A 347-nucleotide genomic window follows, 5' to 3' on the forward strand; every position below is an offset into this window, starting at 1 on the left:
AAGAGCTAGATAGTAAAATAGCTTTTAATACCATGAACAAATTAGCAAAAATTTTAGATTTTAATCCACCTAATATAAAAGATAAAGAAAAATTTGAACATAAATTCTGGAATAAATTTGCTCATTTACTTCCTTTTAATCTTTTACTAGATAAAAAAACTTTTCCTTATTTATCAAAAGATATAAGATTAAACATATGTGAAGCAAAATTATCTAATACCCCCCCCCCTATATGTAGCATAGATATTAAATCTTTTATACTAGATAAAAATTATACTTATTATGAAAACTTAAGTATTTATATAGATGAGAATGATTTTAACATTTTAAAAGAACATAAAGAACTT

Annotated in this window: 1 protein-coding gene; it reads left to right on the forward strand. The window is 21.9% G+C overall.

The genetic code is table 11. The annotated features are described in order from the left end of the window. Window positions 1–347: DUF2972 domain-containing protein (locus tag DU473_RS08205; RefSeq protein WP_131186979.1), on the forward strand; the 347-nt coding region annotated here is incomplete at both ends.

It is taken from the genome of Campylobacter novaezeelandiae, assembly GCF_004323845.1.
GTDB lineage: Bacteria > Campylobacterota > Campylobacteria > Campylobacterales > Campylobacteraceae > Campylobacter_D > Campylobacter_D novaezeelandiae.